Annotated in this window: 15 protein-coding genes and 1 pseudogene; all 16 read right to left on the bottom strand. The window is 40.4% G+C overall.

What is annotated here, in order from left to right; genetic code table 11:
• Positions 1 to 195: 195 nt before the first annotated feature.
• The gene (locus GHD25_RS20030; RefSeq protein WP_240452378.1) at positions 196 to 291 is read right to left on the bottom strand and encodes a putative holin-like toxin; all 96 of its coding nucleotides are present in this window, start codon (positions 289 to 291) and stop codon (positions 196 to 198) included.
• 301 nt (positions 292 to 592) lie between these two features.
• On the bottom strand, positions 593 to 1,546 hold the full coding sequence (locus GHD25_RS14965) for a DMT family transporter (RefSeq protein WP_164218263.1): 954 nt from the start codon (positions 1,544 to 1,546) through the stop codon (positions 593 to 595).
• 258 nt (positions 1,547 to 1,804) lie between these two features.
• Positions 1,805 to 2,053: a hypothetical protein gene (locus GHD25_RS14960; RefSeq protein WP_164218261.1), complete on the bottom strand. Its 249-nt coding sequence runs from the start codon at positions 2,051 to 2,053 to the stop codon at positions 1,805 to 1,807.
• A gap of 339 nt (positions 2,054 to 2,392) precedes the next feature.
• Positions 2,393 to 3,256 (bottom strand): CPBP family intramembrane glutamic endopeptidase, encoded by an 864-nt coding sequence (locus GHD25_RS14955; RefSeq protein WP_164218259.1) that lies wholly within the window; start codon positions 3,254 to 3,256, stop codon positions 2,393 to 2,395.
• Between the two features lie 71 nt (positions 3,257 to 3,327).
• The gene (locus GHD25_RS14950; RefSeq protein ID WP_164218257.1) at positions 3,328 to 3,933 is read right to left on the bottom strand and encodes an ABC-2 transporter permease; all 606 of its coding nucleotides are present in this window, start codon (positions 3,931 to 3,933) and stop codon (positions 3,328 to 3,330) included.
• Positions 3,926 to 4,792 carry an ABC transporter ATP-binding protein gene (locus tag GHD25_RS14945; RefSeq protein ID WP_164218255.1) on the bottom strand — a complete coding sequence of 289 codons (867 nt, stop codon included), beginning with the start codon at positions 4,790 to 4,792 and terminating at the stop codon, positions 3,926 to 3,928. Before GHD25_RS14945 ends, GHD25_RS14950 begins: the two co-directional genes overlap by 8 nt.
• 5 nt (positions 4,793 to 4,797) lie before the next feature.
• The gene (locus GHD25_RS14940; RefSeq protein ID WP_164218253.1) at positions 4,798 to 5,169 is read right to left on the bottom strand and encodes a GntR family transcriptional regulator; all 372 of its coding nucleotides are present in this window, start codon (positions 5,167 to 5,169) and stop codon (positions 4,798 to 4,800) included.
• A 589-nt stretch (positions 5,170 to 5,758) separates the two neighbouring features.
• A complete protein-coding gene (locus GHD25_RS14935) occupies positions 5,759 to 5,956 on the bottom strand; it encodes a hypothetical protein (RefSeq protein ID WP_164218251.1) in 198 nt (65 codons plus the stop codon).
• A 97-nt stretch (positions 5,957 to 6,053) separates the two neighbouring features.
• Positions 6,054 to 7,007, bottom strand: a complete 954-nt coding sequence (locus tag GHD25_RS14930; protein WP_164218249.1) for an agmatinase family protein — start codon at positions 7,005 to 7,007, stop codon at positions 6,054 to 6,056.
• Between the two features lie 600 nt (positions 7,008 to 7,607).
• Positions 7,608 to 11,015, bottom strand: coding sequence for a phosphodiester glycosidase family protein (locus tag GHD25_RS14925; RefSeq protein ID WP_164218247.1), 3,408 nt, complete (start codon positions 11,013 to 11,015; stop codon positions 7,608 to 7,610).
• A gap of 96 nt (positions 11,016 to 11,111) precedes the next feature.
• On the bottom strand, positions 11,112 to 11,702 hold the full coding sequence (locus GHD25_RS14920; protein WP_164218246.1) for a CalY family protein: 591 nt from the start codon (positions 11,700 to 11,702) through the stop codon (positions 11,112 to 11,114).
• A 237-nt stretch (positions 11,703 to 11,939) separates the two neighbouring features.
• On the bottom strand, positions 11,940 to 12,200 hold the full coding sequence (locus GHD25_RS20435) for an FIMAH domain-containing protein (RefSeq protein ID WP_462943849.1): 261 nt from the start codon (positions 12,198 to 12,200) through the stop codon (positions 11,940 to 11,942).
• Positions 12,201 to 12,203: 3 nt separating this feature from the next.
• Positions 12,204 to 13,439: pseudogene (locus tag GHD25_RS14915) on the bottom strand (exo-beta-N-acetylmuramidase NamZ family protein); the annotation flags it as partial.
• A gap of 135 nt (positions 13,440 to 13,574) precedes the next feature.
• Positions 13,575 to 14,162: a CalY family protein gene (locus GHD25_RS14910; RefSeq protein WP_164218242.1), complete on the bottom strand. Its 588-nt coding sequence runs from the start codon at positions 14,160 to 14,162 to the stop codon at positions 13,575 to 13,577.
• Positions 14,163 to 14,205: 43 nt separating this feature from the next.
• Complete coding sequence (sipW, locus tag GHD25_RS14905; RefSeq protein WP_164218240.1) at positions 14,206 to 14,775, bottom strand: signal peptidase I SipW; 570 nt, start codon at positions 14,773 to 14,775, stop codon at positions 14,206 to 14,208.
• Positions 14,776 to 14,840: 65 nt separating this feature from the next.
• Positions 14,841 to 15,338, bottom strand: a complete 498-nt coding sequence (locus GHD25_RS14900) for a hypothetical protein (RefSeq protein WP_164218238.1) — start codon at positions 15,336 to 15,338, stop codon at positions 14,841 to 14,843.
• Positions 15,339 to 15,354: the final 16 nt, after the last annotated feature.

Genomic DNA, 15,354 nt, shown 5'->3' with positions numbered 1-15,354 from the left:
TGAAAACATATATTGTTTTCTTAGAAGCCCTTATGCTTAGTAGTGCAGTTTTAATGGCGGAAGCCTTGCTTTTATGCAGGTAAGACAGTTTTATGCTTTCCTGCCTGCAAAAAAGACCACAGCTGTCACTGCGGTCAATCGATATGCTGTTACCTGGGTTCAGCTATCCGGAAAATAGGCCTCTTACAATGAGGTCTATTTTTTGTTGATCAAGCGGATTACGAGTGTCAGGAGCGTAACAATAAACGTACCGAATGCAAACATTACCATGAACACTTCGTAGACACTCATGCAGCACCACCCCCCTTTTTCATCATCGGGGTCTGCAGAAATTCCCGGTAAGCACATGCTTATTCATAGTATGACTTGTGAAAAGGTAAAAATACGCCAAAACAGGAATATTTGTTCTGCCATGGTGTGTATCTGCAATTATTTGTATATCATTTAAAAATTAATGGGCTGATTTTCCTATATAGTCATACACAAGCTATTTAGATGCTTGTATATTCTATTTTATGCCGGAAAATATGAAGTTTGTAATGAATCTATCGGTATTTCTTACATATTAGTTATATGCTGGCTGATGTATACCCTATTTTACTGTGGCCTGATCTTCTTGATCCCGGCTGGAATGCTTTCTTTTTTTAATCTGGGCAATCATGATACCGGAAATGATTAGTGCAGAACCGGCAATCACGCCAGGGGTCAGTTCCTCATTTAATATCAGGCTGCTGAAAAACAGACCAAATATTGGAACCAGCAGTGTTGATATTGTTGCTGTTACCATATCTATTAAACTAATAATAACAAACCACGCTGTAAAACATAATGCGGAGGCAAGCACTCCGGTAAATAGGACATAATATATACTTTCTGTGTTTAAAACAACCGGATTATTCCATTCCATCAATACTGCTGCAGCTATAATACCCAGCGCGCCAAAAGTCATTTGCAGCGCGGACACTTGAAGCTGCTGCAAATGTTGTACTTTCAGCCGGTAATATACATTTGATATGGACCAGGCAATGGCAGCCAAAACAATTAACAGCTGCCCATAAATTGCTTCCCGGGGCTGGCCAATGAATATATCCCAGCCCAGAATGGTTACTAAACCAGCAAGTCCCATAAGTAGCCCGATCATTTTTGCTGTATTTATTTTCTCGCCGAGGAACTTTAGGGCAAGCAGACTGCTGAATAGCGGCATGGAATATAATATAACGGAAGACTTTCCTGCACCTACGAATAAAAGCCCGTACATTACGAGCAGAAAAACAGCCGACGTTTGTAATAAACCAATTATAACAATATGTTTTATGTATTTTCTTGGAGGAAAACCTGTTTTTAATAACCAGATTACAAGCAGCAATGTAATTGCCCCTATAGTGAATCGAAATGCCGAAAATGTAAAAGGTCCCATATAATTTAAGGACGCCTTCATCAGTACCCATGCGTAGCCCCAGATTAACGTTATTAAAATAATAAGCAGCCATATCAATATTCTATTTTTTTGCAGGGCGTTCAATAAATCGTTTAATTTATTCACCATTTCGCACAGCCTCCTGCACAAAGTATACCAAAGCAGTAAGGGTACAGGTCAACTTCCTCAGATATTTTTATTATAGGAGAAGCCGGGAAGCCGGGAATCCAGGACACACTCCACATGTGCCATCTTCCTGTATACCAACATTGGTCACGGATTTAACATGGAAGTGTGTCAGTGTTTTTGGTTCCGCTTTTAAATCAGGCACGCTGATGGCATGAATTCTCAGGCAAAAAAAATAAGCCTGCTTCTGCATGCTCATTCTTAAATTATGTCTTGTGCAATGAAGCTATTTGATTTTCGTTCCTTGCCTTCTGCTATCAATGCTAATTTATCGTCCAATTCTTTGAGGTTTTTTTCCAGCCCATTTATATTTAATTCAATATCATTTGCTTGCGTTTCCAGATCAGAGTAAAGATCTTTAATTTGATGACTGTTTGTCTTTATTTCATCCAGTTCATCCAACAGGTCTGTAATAGCATGTAACAGATCTTCCAGCATTTGTTTGGTCAATCTGTTCCCTCCCTCGCTGTTTTTAATTTCAACAATGCTATCCTAACATCTGTAAAATTTTCCTACAAGTGCATAAAGAACGATCTTTAAATCCGGTGTGTAGGTATTTTGTCTCTATGGCTGTCTTTCTGTAATCGCGATGCGGGAGGGGTTTTTCGGACTGATTTGATATTATCCCGAATTTATATTCATAATTCTCTTATATGTTACATTAACCGACTATGCTTATCCACTTTTTCGGAAAATGTCGTAACTGTGATCAATAGGACAACAGTTTTAAACAACCTGGATGGCTGTATTGTATGAAAGTTGCTTTTGCCATGAATTACTGCAATCTTATCATATTTGTTTATGTGCTTGCCAGTTCTTTTGAGTCCTTTTTATAACAAGTAAAAATAACAATATTATAATGGAGCCAAACATAATAACAGCAATGATTAACAGAGAACCCAAACCGTACATTGTTTCCTGAAAAGTAACAATCGGTGGTGCTCCATATCCGGCAGGCAGAATTAAAAATCGCGCCATTGCCAGATATCCCAGGTGAAAACCAATTGCCGCCCACAGACTTCCAGTATAAATACGAATTAACGCCAAGGCAATCCCGAAAACAAACAGGAGCATCAACTGCGGAAGCATCGTTATGTCAATAGCTGTCATTCCAAACACCGCTTGCAGAAGGGAGACACCAACAGAAACTGTTACAAAAATAAAAGTTTGGATAATCACGGATAGCCAAACTGCAAAGCGGTTCCGTAATACATCAAAAATCAAACCGCGCAAAGCAAGTTCCTCCGGTAAAGCTTCATAAAAAAATGCAATAAGCATATTAAGAAACAGGGCGCCGATCCAATAATCCGGCGCATGCCATTGGTCTACCTCAATCAAGTCAAGGCCACTGGCAACGATCAAACCAATGATTGCCAAACCGGTGGCGAAAAGGAAGCCGGTAAAAAAATGAGGCGCTTTTTTAATGGAATAGGATGGAGTCTCAACCTGTCCTATTCTCCTGTACAATTGCTTATATAAATATAAAACAGCGGGGACAACGATCATACTCATCACGACTGCCTGAATGATTAACCTGTCATTTCTTGTAATGGAAAACTGGGCTTCAGCAACATTGCCGGCAACTACAGCCAAAAATAATCCAACAGTCACTGCCGCCCAGCCGCCAAGTAATATAGAAAACGTTTTTTTCAACGTCTTTGCTCCTCCTTTTCTATTCTGGGATTGAACCGGTTAAACTGCATATTTTTCGGCTGAAAATTTACTTAGAAAGCTTTTCGCTGATAAATCGTATTCGTAATCAGCCAGGAAGCAGTATAAATTATGATGATAAACACTGAAACTCCAATATATAATTCCGAGGCAGTAAATTGATTAATAAAGTCAGTTATCACTGTAAAGTGTTCAGCAAAAAGCGACACAATAGGCGGCCCTATTGCCAGGAGAATCAGACCGCTAATGAGAACAATACTTGAAATATAGCCTGATTTGAATATATAAAATAATGGGAAGGTAATCGCAGAAAATAATAAGAAAGTGCCGCTTCCTATCAAAATATCGGTCATCGTAAATGGCCTATTCATCACAAATAACGCTATACTTGCCACCCCAATGGATAAAAACATGTACAGAATAGCACCAAGATAGCGGGATGCGATAATTTGCCTGCGTGTATAAGGCAGAGAATTCAATAATATATTTGTCTCTTTCTTTTCGTCGACAGCAAGGGCATTAAAAGGAATAAAAATACTGGCAATAAAAAATACAAAAAATGTATCCGAAGCCGTAATAATAAATAATATGATAAAAGGAACAATAAGCAATATCTGCCATTTATGTATGATGAGATCACGTTTAATTAAATTAAACATGGTATATTCCTCCTTTCAGATAATACATAATATCTTCCAAAGAAGCTGGTTCAATAATCACCGAATCTCCAAATATACTTTCCGCTGCTTTCCTATTATCCGTTAATGCTTCAAAACCTGTTGCTGCACGGTGAACATGAACAAAAGCTTTTTCAGTATCCGTATCCAGCAGATCTATACCACCTTTAACGAGGGCATAGTTTTCAGCTACCTCGTCAATAGATTGATTAAATACTAATTTTCCCTTCTGTATGAAAACGATATAATCCGCAATGCGGTCCAGATCAGTCGTAATATGTGTAGAAAAGAAAACAGTGAGTTTTCCATCCATCATTATCTCCTGTAGAAGATTCATCAGTTCCCGTCTGAAAATGGGATCCAGCCCCGATGTTGGTTCGTCCATAATAAGCAGTTCCGGATGATGTGACAGTGCTATTGCTAATGAAGCTTTCATTTGCATTCCTTTTGAAAATTTCTTTAATGCTTTATTTAACGGTAATTCGAATCGTTCCACATACTGATAAAATAACGAATTGTCCCAGCGTTTGTAGGCAGGCGCAATAATCCGCTTTATATCTTTTAAGTTCAGCGCTTCATAAAATACATTGTCATCATATACAAAACCTATGCGCTCCTTAATCTCCTTCTCATGCGTCCTGTAGTCCAACCCGAAAACATTAACCTTGCCGGCATCCGGCTTTAACAAATTCATCATCATTTTTATCGTGGTCGACTTCCCTGCACCATTTGCGCCGATAAATCCCGTGACAAAACCCTGCTTTACTTGTAAATTAATATTTTCAACGGAAAAATCTTTAAATTTTTTCGTAACATTTTTTAATTCAACCACATTCTCCATTTATTTCACTCCTCGTATAAAAACTTCAATAACTCCTGCAGGTCATTAAGTGACAGCCCTATTTCCCTGCTGTTCGTGATAACTGCACTCAGCTGCTCCTCAATTACCTTAAGCTTTTTCTCTTTGATCACTTCCAAATTTTGCTCTGCGACAAAAGAACCTTTTCCTACAATGGAATAGATAAAGCCTGCCTTCTCCAATTCCTCATAGGCTCGTTTCGTCGTAATCACACTAATTTGCAGATCTTTTGCAAGCTGGCGTATGGAAGGAAGAGACATCCCCTCCTGCAGTTTCCCTGTTAAAATGGAGGATTTAATTTGCTTCGTAATTTGTTCATAAATCGGCTCCTTTGAACTGTTGGAAATAATTATTTGCATCTTATCCCTCATTTTTATCGGAGAGCAATGTTACTCCCCGGTATTTGTTGAAATATATATATCTAGCCGCTCCTTAATAAACCCAAATTTAACGACACCTGCAAAAATCATTATATTTTATAGGCTCACTAATTACCGGTATGGATTCCCAAAAATACGCTTTATAAAAACCATTGTCCCAACGGTAAAATTAGTCCGATTAAGAATTCATTGATTCCTTCCCGGCTGCAAGGATTCCTGTACATATGTATATTATGTATATAATGTGTATATATCTTATATACACATTATATACATACATATAGTTTCACGCAACCCCATAATAGGGAATTTAATTAGTCATACAGATCTTTGTGGTATATGACCAATTTTCCTTTTTATTGTTTCCTTTTATCCCCCCGTGATAAATAATCAGGTTGGATTCCCAGTCATATAGTTACCGATTCAACCATTTCCCGCTTTCTAATCTGTAACCCGCAAAACTCCGGACTAAATTGCCAATGAAAAAAGAACAACCAGCAAAACCCTTATTAATTCAGGGTTCATGCTGGTTATTCTCCGGAAAAGTCAGGCATATAGTATTTTAAAACTAACATGCGCCAATCACCCACTGATCCTTCGTGAATAGTATTCTGCTGATGAGGAATACAACAGCAAAAACAATGAAATTGCCGGCAGCAGTAAGCAGGATTTGCTCGTAATTTAGAATACCGAAAAGTAATTTTTTAATGAAACTGGAATATCGGGAAAAGGTACCGCAAATGGAAAATAAAAGCTTTTTTTCCATTTACTGCACTCCACCGAAATAATAAAAATCCCTGTGACTCATTAAACTGCACTTCCAAAAAACAAAGACCGCCTCCCACCGAAAGCGGTCTCTTTATTTATTTCTTTTGTTCATGAACAATGTTCCCTGCTAAAGCATACAGGGCAGCATAGGAAACAAAATGGGAGGAATTGTCATTGGTGTCCTGCTGCGGATATACTTCCACATAATCCATACCGCGTATGCCTTTTTTTGCAAATGCGTAAATTAGTTCAAGCAGTTCGTAGGAAGTTAACCCATTTCCATCGACAGGTCCTCCGGGATTAAAGGCAAAGTCCAGCACATCACTGCAAATGCTCAGGTAAACAGCTTCTGTTCCTTTGCTGGCCATGTCATATACCTTTTCGGCCACTCCATCCAGACTTTCTGCTTTTCGGATATCTCTGATGGTGACAGTATTTGCACCAGCCTCTTTCGCAAATTGTCCTGTTTCCGGGCGGTTCCTCGGACCGTGAATACCCAGATGGACAATGCTTTCATTTCGTACACTTTCACTTTCATAAATCCGGTGAAACGGTGTGTTCCTGGCATAAATCTCCCCATCATATTCCTTGGCATTATCATAATGGGCATCCAAATGTATAATACCTACCTGCCCATCAACTTTCTCACTTAATGCTTTTACAATCGGATACGTGATGCCGTGATCTCCGCCGAGAGCGATCGGAAACTTACCCGTATTCCACACCTTATCTGCAAAGCTTTCAATCCGTCGCATTGTTTCATTCGTATCTGCCGGGACGACATCCACATCTCCCAAATCACCAATGGAATAATGGGAAAAAACATCCATATCATCCAATTCGGGCAGATAACCTGAATACCTTGCAGAGTTTAATCTAATCACTTTTGGACCGAGCTCACAGCCGGTATAATCTCCCCATGTTACAGCGCCTTCCCATGGCACACCATATACCAATACATCTTTATTCATTATTGCATCATCCGAAACTTTCACCTTTTCCCCGCTTAAAAAACAAGGTGTATTGCCGTATATCCTATCCTGACTCATTTTCATCCTCCTAGTTATCTATATTACCCCGTTAATCAGGTCATATCCATGCCATCCGGCTTTAGGACCTTTACGATCCAGTAGCAAGCATCGGTATGCCCATTCCTGCTGGTGGTAGTATTCCTGTAATTCACAGGTTATAAACCAGATGAACTTCCAAAATATTATCTTATTCCAAACAACTAAACGGTGTATCGTTAAACATATCCCCAAAACATGAACAGGTAAAATATACATCAGCCTGGATACGTTATCATTCCCATTGAATTATTACCACCAGAACAATGAATACATGACAGGTCATGATGCATTCCGGCCTGCAAAACGGAATTATATCCATATTAGCAATAATGGTTTGCTGTTGTAAACGTATGCAGATAAGGAGGTTTTATACTTTTTTTCCTGCCAAATAAATAAACAGCAGTTATCGTCCATACTTCCTCCCACCAAAAAACTCCCCCAAAACATTATATTGCCGTGTTTGAGGGAGTAATTTTTATTTTTTGGTCAATGAATATAAACCATTAACGGTATGGGAGGATCCCCTTAAAATCTTATAGCTCCCTGTTGCCGTATATATGGAAAACAGGAAATTGTTTTTTACTGTATAGTAATTTCCGTCTCAGCTTCCACATCATTAGATTTGACATGTAATGTTATTTCACCCTGCTTTAAAGCTGTCAGTGTACCAGTTGTATAATCAAATACGGCGTCATGATTACCCGTTTCGATCGCTTCGGCAGCCTCTTCACTGTCACCGACGAATACATTCTCGCTCCCTGTCCAAACGACACTAGCAGGATATCGAAGCGGTATATTTATATTTCCCGGCTGACTTCCAACTGCCTCGATTTCTGCTGATTCGCCTGCTGAAAGTGATTCCGGTGTTTTCAGCGTAATTTCTTCAAGCAAAGGATTTACTTTAGCCTTAATCCAATCTGTTTCACCAGGACGCTTAATTCCTCTTAATGGGGAGGATTCTTTTTCCACACCGAACATCGCCCAGCCAAGAAATCCGCCATTATCGGGTGTTCCATATGGATCTTTTCCAGCAGACCCCATAACCATGTATGGCACACTATCAACACGGTTTACATGAAAGATAGAAGCATGAGAAGAAATAAATACCGCTCCTTTTCCTCCTGACTTCATCCTGAAATCGGCAAGCCATTCTTCTACAAGCTCCACTTCTTTCCGGTCCTCCAACTGGCTGTTGGCGGTTGTCAGCGGATCATTTGTCGGGTGATGGGAAAAGACAGCCACATTTCTCACTTCCGGATTTCTTACCGCTTGCTGTAAAGACTCTTTTAACTCCAGTAACTGGTCAAAATCAGAAGTCCTGTAGCTTCCCGCTGATGAATCAAGCATGATAAATTGTGTTCCTTTATGCACAAAAGTGTGGCGGGTATCGCCAAATACCTCCTTAAAGTTATTTAAATTACCCGTGCCCATGATCTCATGGTTGCCCGGAACGTAATAGACCGGGAATCGATCACCAATTTCATCCTCAAGTACTTGTTTGGCGAGTTCAAAATCTTCGGGATATCCGGTATCGACAAAATCACCATTGATGACTAAAAAGTCAGGATTCTGTGCAGCAATCTGCCGCAGATTTTCGCGGGTTCTGCGCATAACTTCACTGTCAGGGTTTTGAGCAACGAACTGGGTATCCGAGATTACAGCAAATTTCCATCTATCCTCATCAATTTCAGCATTCTGAAGGACAAGCGTATCCGGCTCGGGCTTAATCTGTTCCGGCATTTCTACAACTGGCGGTACTTCCACTGTCAAATCATCAAATATCAGCTGCCCGGTATATTGCTTCTCCTGATCTGTTTCCACCGGATAGATCCGCCACAAATGAAGCTGAGATTGAATTCCATCAGGTATATCGGCTTCTACATACTTCCAGCCGGTCCAATCTACCTCATCTGCCAGCGTCAATACATATTGCGTGTTCGATACGTCCCTGAGTACGGCACGCAGCCAGGCACCATTTCCATCACCATAAACCCATAATCCGATTTTCTGTGCATTGGCCGGCAATTCCAAATCGGGCGCGGCCTGAAGGTAAGCGGCACGGGTAGCTGTGGTGGTGGAAAAATCATAGTTTAATTGAATGCCATTTCCTTCCCTGCCTTCCACAACTTCCATGGAGCCCCCCACAACTGATGGATACACTGTAAAAGTCCATCCTGCGTCATCCTCAAACCCGGAAACTACTTCTCCGGTAAAACCTATCGTTACAGGGAGATGAATTGTTTCATTTAAGACAGTTATTGAAATCATAGTAGATGATTCGTCTTGTTTTGGTAGAACAGTCAAACTGCCATGCATGTTCTCTTCAATATGAATCACCGACTCATCATATTCAAGTTCCACGTCCGGTATTTCTATTGGAGCCCTGTAGCCATTTTCATCATAACCTATAATAGAGAAACTGTCGGTCTCTCCCAAAACAAGACTAATTCTTGATTTACTTGCTTCAATCCTGTGCAATTCGTCTAAAACCTGAATCCGGCTTTCTGCCTCAAAGTCTCCAGCCTTAGCTTTGGCAAGTGCTAACCCTGGCGTATATCCAAGGAAAACACCATCGTTATTAAAACTTCCAAATTCACCCGGATATGCCTCCCATTGAACCTGGCCGGTGTTAACAGGATCATAGGCATCATCAAAACCATTTGCATTAAAATTACGGGTTAAACCCGGAAATACACGATAGGCATTTTCATCTTCCATGGCCGGGGATACGTTTAAACCGGACAAAAGTCCGTTACCTCCCTCCGTAAAAATACCAATACCGTTTGAAACAGGGCGTTCTTCCCCATCAGAAGGATTGTTCTTTACCTCTGCCTGCTGTTCACCGGGAGTTCGTGCTGTCAGAGTGGAAGAACCTCCGCCATCTATATTTAATGCATGATGGGCACCGAATTCTTTCATTAATTCACCCATTTCAAAAAGTGACATCCCTCTGCTTGAAGATTGCCGTCCATCCACCAGCACCAGATGCATCGTTTTTCCATCCCGGGAAAAACCCACTGCAGTTCTAGGGGCAAGCTCCTGATTATTCACATTTTGCACTTCCCCGTCTTGTACTAATACAGGACTCCCGCCGATGGCGAATTCAAATTCACCTTCTTCACTGATGTTTGGTGCATAGTCTACGGATACAGCATCACCAATATGCAATGTTTCCAGCTTTTCTGCCCCTGCTTCACGGCCTATAAATACCAGTGTTTCTTTCTCTATTTTTCCGCTGCTGATCTCACTGCCCGCCTTTACAACCACACCGTCTTCAACGATTACCTCATAAACGGAATCCGAGCCAAAAACAGCGCTGCTTCTGGAAGCCTGTCCCCACAATGAATTGTACAAGCCTATTCCATTTTCAGGAATACTGCTTTGGTTTAATGCAGCAAGTGAATGTGCCTGATCATGGAATGAAACCGTACCATCCAGCATAACATCGGCCAATTTTCCAATACCGTCAGTTGTAATGCCGGCCGACAATTCCCTGCCGTTATTTGGTCCTTTTATTAATTCTCTATTTTTAATTTCCACACCACTTGATGCCTGTGTTCCATTAATATCAAAAAAATCTCCATTTACACTTGCTATGGCACCTTCCCTATTAGTAGCCTCGGAAATAGGCGCCGATGCTGACACAACTCCGCCTGACTGTAAAACTTCTGTTGAAATATTGCTGTTACTAATATCTATTTCAAGCATTTCCCCATTAATCCATCCCCTGGCATCCAATCTTTCAAATGCAGTAAGCTGAACACCTTTGCCAATCTGCTCTGTTTGAAAATCTGTTATAAGTGTTTCACTTTGGTCTTCGTCTGTAAGAATCCGCGGTTCTTTTTCTTCTGATGACTGAGGAATCGCATTGGTTTCAGGTAGAGCTACAGGTAAACTATGAACGGTGTTACCTGCCATTACTGTCGGTGCAAACCCCTGAAAGATTAATAGAAAAACCAGCATGAAACCAAACAACTTCCGGCTCATCCGCATATTTGTCATCCCTTTCAATCAATTTTTATAAAATGATTAACCTGATGTGCCAATAATCATGCCACTTCCACCTTATGGCAGCCGGACCTTTTATAATGCTTCTCCTTCCGTTTGTCTTGCTTCGAATGTCCATTCCAACTGCAGTGAATCACCTTGAAAAATATTTTGATCCTCGCCGTTATCAACAAAATTGAATTTCACAATAAAATCATGCATGGAACCTGCAGGAAGGCCTTTTTCACCGTACCATGGATACATAATATGCTGATCGATCGCTTCTGGCGTCATATCTGCAAGATCTGCAAGTGTTGTTCTGTAAATAACCTCATCCGAATTGCTGTTGTTATATAAAAACTCCACTTCGATATAGTCTCCAAAATCTTCAGAGTCATTGTTATTCCCCGCATCCGTTACCGTGTAGGCTGTTTCCAGCAGTACTTTTTGAATATCCAGTGTACCATCGTTGGACAATTGAAAATCACGGTAAAAAGAGTCACCCGGCTTTATATTTTCCACATCAATAATAACTGTTGGGTTTGCATTTAAATCCAGTGTGCCAGCTGCAAAAGCGTTATGTGATGCTTCTGTATCACTAAAATAAGCAAATGTTCCCCCGCCAATTAAAATGAACCCCAGTACAGCAGCTGCGACACTCCTGCCAATATTCTTTTTCATACTCATTTTTTCTCCCGCCTTTGTGTTAAATTTCCTTAATCAACATAATGGAATGTGCAAATTATAATTTCATGATGCCATCATGCTGGACTGTCCGCTTTCTGGCATTTCGTGCATTATTACTATTCTCCCGGAAATTTCTTATGGGGTATAGCGCTATCCTCTATGCTCTTTTTACACTTCCACATGCAAATTAAAAAATAGAATCCCCTCCTGCACTTCGGCAAAAGGGGATTGGTGTTTTTATTTCCACTGTCTGTATAGATCTTCAGCATCCGCCTTCAGAAGCTCATAAGCCTGCTGTGTTATAAGATCATTATCAAATTGCTGATCCAGGAGAAGCATGAAACCTTCCATATGTCTCGCTACTTTTTCGCCTTCTCCGCTATTTTCAAATTGAGCCACTGCAGTGAGATGCATATTTAATGCGCGCATTGCCTCTTCGGTTACATCACCGCTTGCTTCCAATTCCTCCAGTATATCCTGAACCTCGGCTACGGTAATTTTATAAAGCAGATAATCCTGACGCAGATCTTTGAACTCCCTCAGATCATCCTGCCATTCGGCTACCATGGACTCCACTGATTCACCATTTTCAATTGCTTCACGGATCCAGCCGTTTCCAATCAGGTTATCAAAAAATGAAGTTAATTGTACCTCGTCCGGATACATATCGTGCAGTGTTTTGACAATATGGAGTCCTGTCTCCACCGGACTGTATGCTTCTTTATCTGTTACATGGATTTGCACACCGTGACTCAGATTCCCGCTATGCTTGGAAAACATCGGTGTAAAGGAAGCAGCTCTGAAAGTAACACCAGGCAAATCAAGTTCATTCATGGCTGCTGCAAATTCTGTACTATTTACAAAAGGAGCACCAAGTAATTCGAATGGCTTCGTTGTACCTCTTCCTTCAGACAGATTCGTGCCTTCAATTAACGCAGCACCGGGATAAACCAAAGCCGTATCTAGTGTAGGCATGTTAGGCGACGGCAAAACAAACTCCAAGTCCGTATCATCATAATACATGCCTCTTTCCCAGCCGGTCATTTCCACTACCGTTACATCTGCGTGAATATCAAATTCTTCATTAAAGAATAGGGCGAGCTCACCCACTGTCATTGCATGACGCAATGGAATCGGATAATTTCCAACAAAGGAAGCATACTCCGGATCAAGCACCGGTCCTTCCACATCGTAGCCGCTTATTGGATTAGGACGATCCAAAACAACAAACTCCAGATCATTTTCTTGTGCAGCTTCCATTGCATAGGCCATCGTATAAATATACGTATAGAAACGGGCACCTACATCCTGAATATCAAATAATAAAATATCCACATCTTCCAGCATGTCCGGGGTCGGCTTTCGGGTTTCTCCATACAGACTGTATACTGGGAGTCCAGTAATTTCATCAATATAAAATTCTACATAATCACCAGCCTGGGCATCTCCGCGAACACCATGTTCCGGTCCATATAATGCTGTTAATTCCACTTCAGGGTCATTATGAAGCACATCAACAATATGGTTCAGCTCCTGATCCACACCTGTAGGATTTGTAATTAATCCAACGCGTTTCCCGTCCAATAAATCCATTTGTTCATCAAGCAATACTTCAACACCAAGCTTTAAGTCATTGGCAGATTCATCTTCTGCTGCTTCCTGCCCAGCCATTGCCCCAATTGCCAGTGATCCTAAAACCAGCAATAAGGAAAAAACAGCAATAAACGTTTTTTTCATGTCTCTTACCTCCACCTTGATAGAATAGTGTTCTTTCTATTCATGTAAATTCGTGGATGTCTTAAGTTTACAGTAGTAAAAAAGGGAATACCTGCGATTACCGGTATTCCCTTTTTCATGCTGTTTTCTTTAAACTTACAGATCTTCACCATCTGTTTGTGTTGCTGTAAATGTCCACTCCAGGTTAAGTGCATCTCCCTGGAATTCGTTTTGGTCTTCGCCATTGTCAACGAAGTTAAACTGAACAACTAAGTCATCGATATCACCGCTTGGCAATCCATCTTCACCAAGAATTGGTCCAAAAATGCTTTCGCCAACTACTTCAGGATTCATATCCTGTAACTCAGCCAGTGTGGTTTCATATATCACTTCATCCAGCTTGTCCACATTATACAAGAATTCCACTTCAATATGCTCTCCGAAATCCTCCGTGTTATTTCCTTCTGCATCATCTACAGTATAAGAGGTGTCCAGAAATACCCGGTCAATATCAAGAGAGCCATTATTTTGCAATTCGAAGGTACGAACCATGGAATCTCCCGGCTTGATGTTATCAACATCAATAATTGTCGTCGGATCCACTGACAGATCCAATGTACCTGCCGCAAAAGTGTTCTCTGTCGTTTCTGAATCACTGAAATAGGCAAACGTTCCTCCGCCAATTAATGAAATTCCCAAAGCTGCTGACATAATCCCCATACCTAATTGTTTTTTAATGTTCATTTGAAATTCCCCTCTTCTATTATTTTATATTTTTTTAAATATCTTAATCTGCTTTTACTTCTTCTTTATCCACCAATTTCTTTACATGTCTTAGTGTGCGCCCAATCGTGATCACGGAATAACCGATGAAGAAGACTCCTGGTACAATAAGAAGAAGTGCTGCCCCTTCTCTCGTATTTGCAAAGTTCATTACATATCCGACATAAGGAATAGTAAAGCCGGTATATTCCCCGAGGATATTTTCCGAAAGCACTGGATTCATATCTGCTCCGTCATTTGCATCCCCTTTTGTAATGTATTGCTGCCCTTCCTCATTCACCTCGATCACTCTGTGTGTCACAATTATTTCTTCTTCCGTTTGAAAGGTGATGACATCGCCTTCCTGAAACCGGGTCATGTCTCCGCCCGTCTCAATCGCTATGATGGAACCCGTCTTAAAGCTTGGTTCCATGGAGCCGGATAACACTGTTTTAATCTGATAACCAAATAGATTAGCTTCATTTCCGGATGCCTTAGTAATGACAACCATAAACAGGGTAACCAGTAATACTACCATTAGTATTGATGTAACCAAACTGCTTATGAATTTTACTATTTTTTTACCTTTGCTCATGTTTGACCACCCTTTGCGTTAAATAACAGTGTTTATCATACCGGCATTCGAATTCAGCTTATTCTTCAATTATCTTCTTCTCCGGTTTCTTCCTTGATATCATCATCTCTTTGATTCTCTGTATCTTCTGGTTCTGTATCCTCTTCTTTTTTGATATCTTCTTCTACTGCAGCTTCTCCTTGATTTGTTTCTTGGTTGTTTTGTTCTTTTTCATTTTCCTCATTTTCCATTTCAGTACCTGATGATTCATTTTTATGATTTTTTTGTTGTTGTTCATTTTGTTCATCACTCAGTTCTGATTTGGTATTTTCCTGATTTGGTTCACCCTGATCCTTTTCGGATTCCACCGTATTTTCTTCTGTTTCCTCGATCTCTTCAGTCTCTTCATTAAAAGAAGTGGCTGCTTCCATCTTTCCTTCCACCATATTGGAATCAGTAAAATACGCTGTTGTTGGTGAATGAACCTGATGTACAATCAAAAAAAGAAGATACATAATGGAGAGAATTTGCAATGAAATTTTCTTGTATATGTTTGATTTCTTTTTGTCAGGTTTATATTTCATTCCATCTTCCTCCTTT

This window comes from Virgibacillus aidingensis, from assembly GCF_010994035.1.
Classification (GTDB): Bacteria; Bacillota; Bacilli; order Bacillales; family Amphibacillaceae; genus Virgibacillus_N.
This window is presented reverse-complemented; position numbering and strand designations above follow the sequence as displayed.

Bases quoted from the DNA above. Each gene is read 5' to 3' on its own strand.
- GHD25_RS14920 (WP_164218246.1), bottom strand. From the start codon at position 11,702: ATGAGTATGAAAAAGAATATTGGCAGGAGTGTCGCAGCTGCTGTACTG.
- GHD25_RS14910 (WP_164218242.1), bottom strand. From the start codon at position 14,162: ATGAACATTAAAAAACAATTAGGTATGGGGATTATGTCAGCAGCTTTG.
- GHD25_RS14940 (WP_164218253.1), bottom strand. From the start codon at position 5,169: ATGCAAATAATTATTTCCAACAGTTCAAAGGAGCCGATTTATGAACAA.
- GHD25_RS14925 (WP_164218247.1), bottom strand. From the start codon at position 11,015: ATGAGCCGGAAGTTGTTTGGTTTCATGCTGGTTTTTCTATTAATCTTT.
- GHD25_RS14930 (WP_164218249.1), bottom strand. From the start codon at position 7,007: ATGAGTCAGGATAGGATATACGGCAATACACCTTGTTTTTTAAGCGGG.
- GHD25_RS14965 (WP_164218263.1), bottom strand. From the start codon at position 1,546: ATGGTGAATAAATTAAACGATTTATTGAACGCCCTGCAAAAAAATAGA.
- GHD25_RS20030 (WP_240452378.1), bottom strand. From the start codon at position 291: ATGAGTGTCTACGAAGTGTTCATGGTAATGTTTGCATTCGGTACGTTT.
- GHD25_RS14950 (WP_164218257.1), bottom strand. From the start codon at position 3,933: ATGTTTAATTTAATTAAACGTGATCTCATCATACATAAATGGCAGATA.
- sipW (WP_164218240.1), bottom strand. From the start codon at position 14,775: ATGAGCAAAGGTAAAAAAATAGTAAAATTCATAAGCAGTTTGGTTACA.
- GHD25_RS14900 (WP_164218238.1), bottom strand. From the start codon at position 15,338: ATGAAATATAAACCTGACAAAAAGAAATCAAACATATACAAGAAAATT.
- GHD25_RS14945 (WP_164218255.1), bottom strand. From the start codon at position 4,792: ATGGAGAATGTGGTTGAATTAAAAAATGTTACGAAAAAATTTAAAGAT.
- GHD25_RS14935 (WP_164218251.1), bottom strand. From the start codon at position 5,956: ATGGAAAAAAAGCTTTTATTTTCCATTTGCGGTACCTTTTCCCGATAT.